This is a genomic window from Winogradskyella sp. MH6 (genome assembly GCF_022810765.1).
Taxonomy (GTDB): domain Bacteria; phylum Bacteroidota; class Bacteroidia; order Flavobacteriales; family Flavobacteriaceae; genus Winogradskyella.
In genome coordinates, this window is the sequence record NZ_CP094494.1 from 896,370 (window position 1) to 908,250 (window position 11,881).

An 11,881-nucleotide genomic window follows, 5' to 3' on the forward strand; every position below is an offset into this window, starting at 1 on the left:
CTGCTATTAGTCTTCAAATTCTTCCTTAAGAATTCTAATGACTTCTAATATTGTTTCTTCTTCTAAATCTGTACGTTTAACTAAATCGTCTACGTCTTGCTCTAGAATGCTTTTTGCTGTATCTAAACCAGCTTTGCTGAATTCGTCAATAATCCATCCATCGATTTCATCTGAGAATTCTTTTAATTCTACATCTTCTTCTGCACCTTCTCTAAATACGTCTATTTCGTAACCTGTTAATTGACCAGCCAAACGAATATTGTGTCCACCTCTACCAATAGCTTTTGATACTTCTTCTGGCTTTAGCAATACTTCAGCACGCATGTTTTCTTCGTCTAATTTTAAAGACGTTACTCTTGCTGGACTTAATGCTCTGGTTACAAAAAGTTGAATATTGTTTGTATAGTTGATAACATCAATATTTTCGTTACCAAGTTCGCGTACAATACCATGAATACGAGACCCTTTCATACCAACACATGCTCCTACTGGATCAATTCTGTCGTCATAAGAATCTACTGCTACTTTAGCTTTTTCACCAGGAATACGTACTACTTTTTTAACTGTAATTAATCCGTCGAATACCTCAGGAATTTCTTGCTCAAACAACTTCTCTAAGAACAATGGCGATGTTCTAGACATGATTATTGCTGGCTTGCTTCCTTTTAATTCAACACTTTCTATAATTCCTCTTACATTCTCTCCTTTTCTAAAGAAATCTGAAGGAATTTGTCTGTCTTTTGGTAGAATGATTTCGTTACCATCATCGTCTAACAAAATTATTGCTCTATGACGAATGTGGTGTACCTCAGCAGTATAAATCTCTCCTTCTAACTCTTTAAATTGCTTATAAATGTTAGTATTGTCGTGTTCGTGAATTTTAGAAATAAGATTTTGTCTTAATGCTAAAATTGAACGTCTTCCTAAATCAATTAATTTTACTTCTTCAGCAACGTCTTCACCAACTTCAAAATCTGGTTCTATTTTTTGAGCTTCTGATAATGCTATTTCTTGATTTGGTTCTTCTACCTCACCATCTGCAACTACGATACGGTTTCTCCAAATTTCTAAATCTCCTTTATCTGGGTTGATAATGATATCAAAGTTATCGTCGTCTCCGTACTTCTTTTTTAAAGCATTACGTAACACATCTTCTAGAATCGCCATCAGCGTCACTCTATCAATTAACTTGTCGTCCTTAAATTCTGAAAATGACTCTATTAACGCTACATTTTCCATAATTGAATTGAATTAAAATTTTATTTTAACTTTTGCTTCTTTAATGTTTTCAAAAGCAATATTAACTTCTTTTGTTACTGTTACTTTACCCTTACCTACTGGTTTTGGCTCTCTGGTTTTCCACTTTATTATAATTCCATCTTCGTTAACATCAGCTAACTGCCCTTCTAATTTATCACCCTCAACAGTTTTTATTTCCAAATCTCTACCAACATGTTTGTTGTATTGTCTCGGCTTTTGTAAAGGTGATGCAGCACCGCATGATGATACTTCTAGCGAAAAATCTTGTTCCTCTCTATCAAGATTATGCTCTATGGCTCTACTAATAAAGATGCAATCTTCTACCAAGACACCATTATCGCCATCTAATACCACTTTAATGGTATTATCGGATAAAATTTCAAAATCAATAAGAAACAAATCCTCTCGTTGATTTAGCGCCTGATCTAATAATTCTTTTACCGTATCCTTAAACATCTCTTGATATAAAAAGAGAGGACTTTTCGTCCTCTCTCGTTTTCTTTCCGTAAACAATGGTGCAAATATACAATATTATATGAACTTTTCAAAGCTATATAAAGTGGATTTATTTTCGTAGATTTATGTAACTAATATAAAGCATTCAAGATAATGAACAGAATCCTCGTCCCTACCGATTTTTCGGAGCAAGCAACTAACGCTTTGAAAGTAGCTGCTATGTTGGCTAAAGAACATAATGCAGACATATATTTATTGCATATGATGGAAATTCCTATGCAACATATAGATCCTGGAGCTGTAAAAAGCGACATTCCGGAAACGTTGTTTTTTATGAAATTAGCGCACAAAAAGTTCGAAGACCTTATGGATAGCGATTTTTTAGAAGGCATTACTGTTCACGAAACCGTAAAGGCAGATATAACTTTCAACGAAATAAAAGATGCTTGTAAGGAATTTGACATAGACTTGATTGTTATGGGTTCTCATGGAGCATCTGGACTTAAGGAAATGTTTGTTGGCTCTAATGCAGAAAAGGTTGTACGATCTTCTGATGTCCCTGTACTAGTGATTAAAAATCACCATAATAGTTTTAACATTAAAAACTTTGTGTTTGCTTCTGACTTTAAAAACGACAATGAAGAAACCTATAAGCAAGCTGTAAAATTTGCCGAGTTATTTGATGCTAAAATCCATCTATTATTGGTAAATACAGCCAATAACTTTATCACCACTTACGAATCTAGAACACTTATTAATGATTTTATTTCTGGACAAACTTTTGAAAACTACACTATAAATGTACATAATGACACAAGTGTTGAGGAAGGCATATTAAATTTCTCTGCTGAAATTGATGCTGATCTTATTGGTATAAGTACACATGGCAGACAAGGTATAGCACATTTCTTTAATAGCAGCATTAGTGAAGATTTGGTAAATCATGCTAAACGACCTGTGATTACTTTTAAAATATAATTGAGAACGACTATTCTGAAAATAAAAAAATCCTAATCGTTTGATTAGGATTTTTTGTTGGCCTACTAGGGCTCGAACCTAGACTCTTCTGGACCAAAACCAGACGTGTTGCCAGTTACACCATAGGCCAATCTCTTAAATTGAGGGTGCAAATTTAATACAAAAGTTGTCTTGGACAAAAAAAAAGTAAAAAAATAATTCAAATTACTTAACGTTAACTTAAAAATGTAGGCATTACTATAATAATTAGTAAATTCGCCAGCATCATTAACCAAGGTTTTCAATGACAGATTTTAACTTCAAAAAGTGGAATAACATATTAGCGTGGCTAGTATTCGCAATATCTTGTACAGTCTATGCTTTAACTGTAGAACCAACAGTAAGCTTTTGGGATGCAGGAGAATATATCTTAACATCATCTAAACTACAAGTTGGTCACCCTCCAGGAGCACCACTGTTTCAAATGATGGGAGCCTTTTTCTCAATTTTTGCATTAGAACCTTCTCAAATAGGTATGATAATGAATTTAATGAGTGCTGTGTCTAGTGCATTCACCATTTTATTCATGTTTTGGACCATAAGCTTATTATTAGTCAAACTTGTTAAGTACAACAAAGACTCCAGCCAAGGAAAAGGTATAGCTATTTTGGGTAGTGCGTTTGTAGGTAGTTTAGCGTTTACATTTACAGATTCTTTTTGGTTTAATGCCGTAGAAACCGAGGTATATGCTATGGCTACACTCATCATGTCCATAATGTTCTATTTAGCCCTTCGTTGGGAACAAGACATGCACAAACCAAGAGGTAACCGTTGGTTAATACTTATTGCATTTGTAATTGGGTTATCGTTTGGAGTTCACTTTATGGGATTATTAACCATTCCGGCTATTGGTCTTATTTACTACTTTAAGAATTACAAAACCATTACCATAAAAAACTTCATCATAGCTAATGTTGCTTCTGCAGCAATACTATTATTTATTTTTAAATTATTACTGCCTTCAACCTTAAAGCTCTTTGGTTATCTCGAAGTGTTTTTTGTAAACTCTATTGGATTACCTTTTAATTCTGGAACTATTTTTACAGGACTTCTGGTTATTGCGCTATTCTATTTTGGGTTGAATTACACACGCAAAAAAGGCATGATTCACATCAATACGTTAGTTCTTTGTTTAATGTTCATTTTTATTGGATTCTCATCTTGGATGATGTTACCAATCCGTGCAAATGCCAATGTAATTATTAACGAGAATGACCCTTCTGATGCTAGAGAACTATTGGCTTACTATAACTTAGAACAATATCCTGAAACACATTTATTCTACGGACCTCAGTTTACCGAAATTTATTCAGGTGCAGATGCAGATGAGCCTTTTGTAGATGACAAAAAGAACTACGAGCGCGATGAAGCTACAGGCAAATATGTAATTATTAATGAGTGGGAGGGCACTAAACAAAACTACAATCACGAGCACGCCTCTATCTTACCAAGAATGTGGAGTAGCGAACATGCTGACAACTACATGATGTTTACAGGTTTGATAGATTTTAAAGTAAATCCTAGCCTACAAAAAAACGCCTTTAACGAAGCTTATAACGTTTTTATGGAAAGTGCTTTAGGACAAGGCCTAAATGAAACTGAAGCTGATCAATATGCTACTGAACAAGCCAGTGCTTATTCATTACAAGAAAAGAGACGCGTAGATCAAGTGATCAACGAATTTAGGAAAGATGTTAGAAATGGTGATGTAGATTATGAAGGCTACGATAAATTTTTAAGACGCTATGGTCAACAATACCTCTCTGTTGAAAAACCTTCGTTTGGAGATAACATTGCTTACATGTTTCAATATCAATTTGGATATATGTATTGGCGTTATTTTATGTGGAATTTTACAGGACGACAAAACGACATACAAGGTAAATATGACGATTTTAATGGTAACTGGATTTCTGGCATTAAATTTATTGATGAATTACACTTAGGTGTATCTCAAGACAATTTACCTACAGAAGTTTTAGAGAATAAAGCACGTAACACCTATTACTTCTTACCTCTAATCCTTGGCCTTGTTGGATTTTTGTTTTTACTGTATACAGATGCAAAACGGTTTTGGGTTTTATTGGTTTTCTTTTTAATGACAGGTTTAGCAATTCAGTTCTACACTAACATTAGACCTTTTGAACCGCGTGAACGCGATTACTCAGTGGTTGGTTCTTTCTATGTATTTGCTATCTGGATTGGATTTGGAGTTTACGCCATTTACGATCTTTTAAAATCAAGTATAAAGACAAAACTACTGGCACCTGCTGTAACTTTAGTTTGCTTAGTTATTGTTCCTGGTGTTTTAGTGGCAAACAATTGGGATGACCATGATCGCTCAGGAAAATATACTGCCAATGCTATGGCGCGCAAATATTTAGAATCTTGTGCACCTAATGCCATACTATTTACTATAGGAGATAATGATTCGTTCCCGCTTTGGTATCTGCAAGAAATTGAAGGTGTAAGAACAGACGTACGTGTGGTAAACACTAGTTTATTTCAAACAGACTGGTATATAGACCAAATGAAACGCAAGGCTTACGAAAGCGATCCTATTCCTTCACAGTTAACACATAACCAGTACAGAGGTAGCAATAGAGATGTTATTATCTATAGAGAAATCAACAGACAAATAGCGAATGACACTTTAGATATAAAAGAGTTTATGGATTTTATATCTAGCGATCAGCCTAGAACAAAATTTAAATATGTAATTGAACAACAAGGTGAAGACCCAAGGCAATATCCAAAGCATATATTAAACACAAACTATTTCCCTACAAGACATATAAGTATTCCTGTTAATAAGGAAGAAGTTATAAAAAATGGTACTGTTAAAGCTAAGGATGCTGATAAAATTGAAGACAAGATATATGCTGAAATAGAAGGAAGTTATATCTACAAAAACAGGTTATTGATGCTAGATATTATTGCCAATAATAACTGGAAACGACCAATCTATTTTACAGGAGGAGCGTTTGGTGCTGATGATTATGTTTGGCTTAAAGATTACCTACAGCTAGATGGCATGTGCTATAAATTAGTACCGATAAAAACTCCAGTAGACAGAGCCAATCCTTATGATATGGGACGTGTTGACCCAGACCTTATGTATAATATGGTAAAAGAATGGAATTGGGGCGGAAGCGGTGAAGACATTTATTATGATATTGAAACAAGAAGAAATGGTATAACTTACAGAGGTAATTTAGCAAGATTAATAGAAGCGCTTATTAATGAAGATAAGCTAAAAGAAGCTGAAGAAATTGCAGACATTGCCATGGAGAAAATGCCTGTAGACAAATTTGGCTATCACTCACTTTTAGAACCATATATTAGTGCTTATTACGAAGTAGGTAACATTGAAAAAGGTAGAGCTCTATACAAGGATGTAGCTAAAGTGTATCAAGAAAACTTGGTGTATTATGGAGGTTTAGATGAATATGACCAAATAAGATTGATAGACGATATTTATTTAGACATACAACGCTACAGAGCTTTGGTAGATCTTTTAGTGATATACAATGACAAAGATTTTGCTTTAGAAGAAACCAAGAAGTTTAACAGCTATCTAAGCTTATTAAAACTAATGGACTCTGACGAAGAAGAAGAACCAATAAATGATGTTGATATCAATACGATTTTAAACGACACCATAAAAGATTCTATAGTACCAGAAGAATAGAACAAATGAAGATTATTCCTGCTAAGACACCTGGATTTGTAAAAAGCTTATTTCCAAAATTTGTCTGGAATATCAACACCACAAAAAAAGAGCTTTATCTAACTTTTGATGATGGTCCAACACCAGAAATAACTGAGTGGGTACTTCAAACTTTAAAAGCATATAATGCTAAAGCAACATTTTTTTGTATTGGTAAGAATATTGAATCGCATGCAGAACTTTTTCAAGCTATTTTAAATGATGGTCATAGTATTGGTAATCATACTTACAATCATCTCAAAGGCTGGAAACACAACACCAAGGACTACATTGAGGATGTTGAACGTACTCAGCATTTAATAAATTCAAAAATCGAAAATCGTAATTTGGTAATAGAAAATCTCTTTAGACCTCCTTACGGCAAATTTAAAAGTAAGCAGAGCACTAAATTGCAAAAACTAGGGCATAAGATTATTATGTGGGATGTACTTTCTTATGATTGGGACAAATCGGTAAGTGAAGAGGCGTGTTTAAATAATATTATTACAGTAGCAGACAGAGGTAGCATCATAGTCTTTCACGACAGTATAAAAGCTTCTCGAAATTTAAAATATGCCTTACCTAAGGTCTTGGAATTTTATAGCAAAAAAGGGTACGTATTTAAAGCACTAACTAAAGATAATCTTGAATAATATCTATTAAAGTATCAGCATCTTGCTCGCCGCTATGGCGCCATTTCATTTCGCCATTTTTGTAGATTATCAATGTAGGCAAACCTTTTACTCGCAATGCTTCTGCTAGTTCTTTGTTTTTATCTACATCTATTTTAATGACTTTAGCTTTATCACCTAAAGCTGCCGCAACATCTCTAAGAATAGGATGCATTGCAACAGATTGGTCATTCCATTCTGTATAGAAGTCTAATAGCACCGGAATATCGACATCTATTAATTCCCCAAATTTTGACATATGTTGTGGTTTTAGTCAAACGAGTTATACAAACCTACATAAAAATTTTACTCAAAACACATAGTAAGTTCGTAATGAACCATATAAAAATAAGCAATTGTTAGCAATTATGCTTCTTTTACTCCTTTTTTGAGTTCTATTACAGTAATCTCTGGCCATATACCAACTCTTCCAGGATACGCCAAAAAGCCGAAACCTCTGTTAACGTTAATGTATTGCCCTAAAGTTTCATAAATACCAGCCCATTGATTGTATCGCCATTTTGCTGGACTCCATTTTATCCATCCAGGTATTTCAATACCAAATTGCATACCATGTGTATGGCCGCTTAACGTTAGATGGTAGTGATAATCGTCATTAACAACCTCAGCGTCCCAATGACTAGGATCGTGTGTCATTAAAATTTTAAAATCATCTGAATTTATTTGAGAGGACGCCTTTTTTAAATCACCTTTCTGTTTAAAACCTTTACCCCAATTCTCTACTCCAACAATAGCTATTTTTTCTCCATTCTTTTCTAGATAACGATGTTCATTAAGCAAAAGATCAAAACCTATTTCTTTCTGAATGGACTTTAAATCTTCAAGGTTCTGCACTTTTTCTGAAGCAGAATTCCAATCTACATAATCACCATAATCATGATTTCCAAGTACAGAAAACTTACCGTCTTTAGCATTAAGACGACTGAATGTATCTTTCCATGGTAGCATTTCGGTAGCTTTATTATTAACCATGTCGCCAGTAAATAATATTACGTCAGATTGCTGCTCATTTACCAAATCAACCGCGTATTCTATCTTTTCTTTATTATCAAAACTACCAGAATGTATATCGCTTATCTGCGTTATTCGGTAACCATCAAAAGCATCTGGTAAGTCTTCAAAATGCAAAGTATAATTCAACACTCTAAAATTGTACTTCCCTTTATACATTCCGTATAAAAGTGAAGCAAACGGAATAGCAGCCAAGCCTAAAGCTATCTGACTGATAAACTTACGACGACTTGGTACGTGTAAATCATTTTTAGCTATAAACCTATCGTAAAGCCCATAAAACCCTCTAATAATATCTTCACCTAAAAGAATAGGCACTAAAACCAAATTAACCGACATAAAAGTTAAAAGAAAACCAAAAGCATAACTCTTAGCAGGACTTAAAACACGTCCTTCACCAGCTACTGTAAACTGAATAATAAAATTACCCACTACAATTACTGCAATACCCAAAAAAAGATAATGAATCCAGCTTTGCTTAGTTAAGGTCTTTATAGCTTGAAAACCGTAAGCTGTAAGCAAAACATATACTATTATAAAAATAATCCATCTTGTCATAAAGCAAATTTAAGCATAAGCCATTTTAGTTATCTTATGAAAGTGTTAAAGGTTTTGATTTGCAGGTCATCAAAAGTTTGAGCCTCAGTATGAAATTGAACGATTATTATTTGGTTTGGCAGCAAATCGAAGAAATTATCAGAAAAATGACCTTTAGAACCTGAAGACAAGAACACATCTTTTTGTAACGTTGATGATAAGAGTTCTACAGCAAAACCATCATTAGTTTTAGTGATTTTTTGTTGAATTTCGGCTTGTTGTAATTTTAAATCTTTTGGTTTTACAAAGTAGAAAAGTGATGATTCATCATTGAAAGTTGAAACTAAAATAGTCTCGTCTTTATTGAAATCTAATTTTTTTAAATCTAACTGAAATTTTACTTCACTTGAAAGTGGCTCGACCGATATTTGCTCTTCATTAGACCAAATAATTTCCCCTGAAAAATTCATCAACTTTAAAGTCAACTGACCAGTTATCTCATCTAATTTATCATTAACAATCCATGTTTTTAAAATATCATTTTCAACTTTTGAAGAGACTAAAACATCCTCAAAACTTCTTTTAGCCTTATAATGTAAGGCTTTCCAATTCCCAAAATAATCGATACTACTCCAAGAAACTGCAGGCCAGCAATCATTGAGTTGCCAATACAACGAGCCCATAGTATAGGGTTTTGCTCTTCTTTGTGCTTCAATACCTTTAGTGATGCCATAAGCTTGTAACAACTGACTCATATACACATAATCCTCTGCTGAATCAGGCTCAGGAAAATCGCACTGCATATAAGTTTCTATAATTTGAAATCCTTTGGAATGTTTTTGATGATTTTTAAAACCTTCGGAAGTAATATCTATACTATCCTTTTGATTTATAAATTGAATAACCTCATAACTCGGAAACGATTGAAAACCGAATTCACTCATAAAACGTGGTACATTCTCTTCCAAATGCTCAAAAGGATAACCATCGTGCCAAATCCACCAATCGTGTGCATCGCCTTCTGACTTGTATAAAGGATTGCCTCTTCCGTATTTTGGCGACGTTTGCCAGTATGGTGTATCTGTAAATTTATTTACCGTTTTTGGCAATATGGAATCGAAAACCTTTAAATAGTTGTTCCATATTTCTTCTTTCTCTTCTTCATTTCTATCAGCTTGCCAGCCCCAACGATTCCAACCTTCAGAGCTTTCATTATTACCACACCAAAGCGCAATAGATGGATGACTTCGTAGTCTTTTTAAATTCTGCTCAGCTTCTTTAGCAACATTATCTAAAAACTCAGTATCTCCAGGATACATTGCGCAGGCAAACATAAAATCTTGCCAAACCAAAATACCTTTTTCATCGCACAGATCATAGAACTTATCGTCCTCATAAATGCCACCACCCCAAACTCTAAGCATATTCATATTGGCATCTACAACATCATTTAAGAGTTTTTCATAATCTTCATGTTTTACTTCATTCTGAAAACTATGCTGCGGAATATAATTAGCTCCTTTGGCATAAACAGGAACTCCATTGACTTTAAAATAAAAGGATTCTCCAATGCTATCTTTTTCAGTAATTAATTCAACAGTTCTCAAACCTTTTTTTACTGAAATACTATCTAGGATTTTTCTACCATCTTTTACCACAACTTTGATATCGTATAAGTATGGTTCACCTAGATTATGTGGCCACCAGAGTTTTGGGTTTTTAATTTGAAATGAGACAAGACCTGTCATATCTGAAGGCAACCTTTCATACGATTGATTAAGATTACCGTTCACATAAACTTCATAAGAATACTCAGTTGAAGGGTAATCTTCAAGCGAAATATTTAAATCAGCTAAGGAATCATTGAGCTGCTTCTGAACAACATATGTATTCTCCTTTTTTAGATAAACTTCATTCCAAGCCACTAACTTTATCGGTCTCCAAATGCCACTTGTATTCAATTTTGGTCCCCAATCCCAACCGTACTGAAATTGTGCTTTTCTGGTAAAAACACGCTCGCCTTCTGGTAGTTCATACGATAATTTTTCCTTTGCTTGTGCCTCGTATTTAGAGGTGCTTTCAAAAACTAATCGCAATTCATTCTCTAGTTTTATAAGTGGTTTTACATCTACCTCCCATTTTCTGAATGCGTTGTTGGCTTTTAAAATTAAGCTGTCATTTAAATAGACCGAAGCATACGTATCTAAGCCATCAAAATTGAGCTCAAAATGTTTCTTTTCGAGCAAGTCTTCACTTAATGAAAAAGTAGTTTTGTACTCCCAATCGGCTTCTGAAACCCATTGTACTTTTTCTTCATTATTACCAATAAATGGATCTTCGATAAGCTGATTATGCAGTAAATCAGAAAACACATTTCCTGGAACCGTAGCCGAATGCCACACAGTATCCGAAACTTTTTTGAACTGCCAATTCTTATTGAGATTTATCGTCGTTGGTAAATCGTGCTTTGGTTGACAGCTAAAACAGCCAACTATTAACAACAGTAGGCTATATCTCATCTAAAATGGCTTTTATTTTCATTGGGTCTGAAAAAGTTATTGGCACAGAAAACATACCATCATCCTCTTTCTTTGTTGAAGATGCCGAAGCGTGAATTTCAGTTAAGCCTGCTTCTTTAAACAAGTTTACATTTTTTGAAGTGATTCCTCCTCCTGCTAAAATTGTGATCCTATTTTCGGCTAAAACATTCAATTCTTTTAAAAGCTCTAAACCTTCTTCTGCGGTTGCTTTTTGGCCTGAAGTCAACACACGATTAGCACTAAGTTCTATAAGTTGCAATAAGGCTTCTTTAGGGTTTTTAACCTCATCAAAAGCACGATGGAATGTAAATGACAAAGGTTTGGCAAGGTCTATTAAAATTTTTGTTCGTTCTTCATCTAATGTATTATCAGGTTTTAAAACACCTGAAACAATGCCTTTACATCCTAAATCCTTGCAAAGCCGAATATCAGTTTTCATGATTTGAAATTCATCATCAGAATACACAAAATTGCCACTTCGAGGACGTATCATTACAAAAACCGGAACATCTAATTCCTCAATCACTTTTTTTAACAAACCGAAAGATGAAGTTATGCCACCAACCGAAAGTTCTTGACACAATTCTATACGATGTGCACCTGCCTCTTGGGCATTTTTTGCGGATTGATATGAGTTGGCGCAGATTTCTAGTTTCATA

At 34.1% G+C, this 11,881-nt stretch carries 9 protein-coding genes and 1 tRNA gene; 3 read left to right on the top strand and 7 right to left on the bottom strand.

What is annotated here, in order from left to right; all coding sequences use genetic code 11:
• Positions 1–6: 6 nt before the first annotated feature.
• A complete protein-coding gene (gene nusA / locus MST30_RS04075; protein WP_243473131.1) occupies positions 7–1,239 on the bottom strand; it encodes a transcription termination factor NusA in 1,233 nt (410 codons plus the stop codon).
• Positions 1,240–1,251: 12 nt separating this feature from the next.
• Positions 1,252–1,716 (bottom strand): ribosome assembly cofactor RimP, encoded by a 465-nt coding sequence (gene rimP / locus MST30_RS04080; RefSeq protein ID WP_243473132.1) that lies wholly within the window; start codon positions 1,714–1,716, stop codon positions 1,252–1,254.
• A 153-nt stretch (positions 1,717–1,869) separates the two neighbouring features.
• Here rimP and MST30_RS04085 point away from each other — a divergent pair, with 153 nt between their 5' ends.
• Positions 1,870–2,694, top strand: a complete 825-nt coding sequence (locus MST30_RS04085; RefSeq protein WP_243473133.1) for a universal stress protein — start codon at positions 1,870–1,872, stop codon at positions 2,692–2,694.
• Between the two features lie 57 nt (positions 2,695–2,751).
• On the opposite strand, the gene MST30_RS04090 is transcribed toward MST30_RS04085, so the two are convergent.
• A tRNA-Gln gene (locus MST30_RS04090) sits at positions 2,752–2,824 on the bottom strand.
• Between the two features lie 153 nt (positions 2,825–2,977).
• Here MST30_RS04090 and MST30_RS04095 point away from each other — a divergent pair.
• Both MST30_RS04095 and MST30_RS04100 read left to right on the top strand, forming a co-directional pair.
• Entirely contained in the window at positions 2,978–6,424 is a 3,447-nt protein-coding gene (locus tag MST30_RS04095; RefSeq protein WP_243473134.1) for a glycosyltransferase family 117 protein, read from the top strand.
• Between the two features lie 5 nt (positions 6,425–6,429).
• Complete coding sequence (locus MST30_RS04100) at positions 6,430–7,095, top strand: polysaccharide deacetylase family protein (RefSeq protein ID WP_243473135.1); 666 nt, start codon at positions 6,430–6,432, stop codon at positions 7,093–7,095.
• Here MST30_RS04100 and MST30_RS04105 read toward each other — a convergent pair.
• The 4 genes from MST30_RS04105 to MST30_RS04120 all read right to left on the bottom strand — a co-directional run bounded on the left by MST30_RS04105 (position 7,076) and on the right by MST30_RS04120 (position 11,880).
• Entirely contained in the window at positions 7,076–7,372 is a 297-nt protein-coding gene (locus MST30_RS04105; RefSeq protein WP_243473136.1) for a thioredoxin family protein, read from the bottom strand. The two genes, MST30_RS04100 and MST30_RS04105, sit on opposite strands and share 20 nt — an antisense overlap.
• A 107-nt stretch (positions 7,373–7,479) precedes the next feature.
• Complete coding sequence (locus MST30_RS04110; protein ID WP_243473137.1) at positions 7,480–8,703, bottom strand: metallophosphoesterase; 1,224 nt, start codon at positions 8,701–8,703, stop codon at positions 7,480–7,482.
• A 29-nt stretch (positions 8,704–8,732) separates the two neighbouring features.
• Positions 8,733–11,201: a beta-mannosidase gene (locus tag MST30_RS04115; RefSeq protein ID WP_243473138.1), complete on the bottom strand. Its 2,469-nt coding sequence runs from the start codon at positions 11,199–11,201 to the stop codon at positions 8,733–8,735.
• Entirely contained in the window at positions 11,191–11,880 is a 690-nt protein-coding gene (locus tag MST30_RS04120; RefSeq protein WP_243473139.1) for a copper homeostasis protein CutC, read from the bottom strand. Before MST30_RS04120 ends, MST30_RS04115 begins: the two co-directional genes overlap by 11 nt.
• Position 11,881: the final 1 nt, after the last annotated feature.

Bases quoted from the DNA above. Each gene is read 5' to 3' on its own strand.
- nusA (WP_243473131.1), bottom strand. From the start codon at position 1,239: ATGGAAAATGTAGCGTTAATAGAGTCATTTTCAGAATTTAAGGACGAC.
- rimP (WP_243473132.1), bottom strand. From the start codon at position 1,716: ATGTTTAAGGATACGGTAAAAGAATTATTAGATCAGGCGCTAAATCAA.
- MST30_RS04085 (WP_243473133.1), top strand. From the start codon at position 1,870: ATGAACAGAATCCTCGTCCCTACCGATTTTTCGGAGCAAGCAACTAAC.
- MST30_RS04095 (WP_243473134.1), top strand. From the start codon at position 2,978: ATGACAGATTTTAACTTCAAAAAGTGGAATAACATATTAGCGTGGCTA.
- MST30_RS04100 (WP_243473135.1), top strand. From the start codon at position 6,430: ATGAAGATTATTCCTGCTAAGACACCTGGATTTGTAAAAAGCTTATTT.
- MST30_RS04105 (WP_243473136.1), bottom strand. From the start codon at position 7,372: ATGTCAAAATTTGGGGAATTAATAGATGTCGATATTCCGGTGCTATTA.
- MST30_RS04110 (WP_243473137.1), bottom strand. From the start codon at position 8,703: ATGACAAGATGGATTATTTTTATAATAGTATATGTTTTGCTTACAGCT.
- MST30_RS04115 (WP_243473138.1), bottom strand. From the start codon at position 11,201: ATGAGATATAGCCTACTGTTGTTAATAGTTGGCTGTTTTAGCTGTCAA.
- MST30_RS04120 (WP_243473139.1), bottom strand. From the start codon at position 11,880: ATGAAACTAGAAATCTGCGCCAACTCATATCAATCCGCAAAAAATGCC.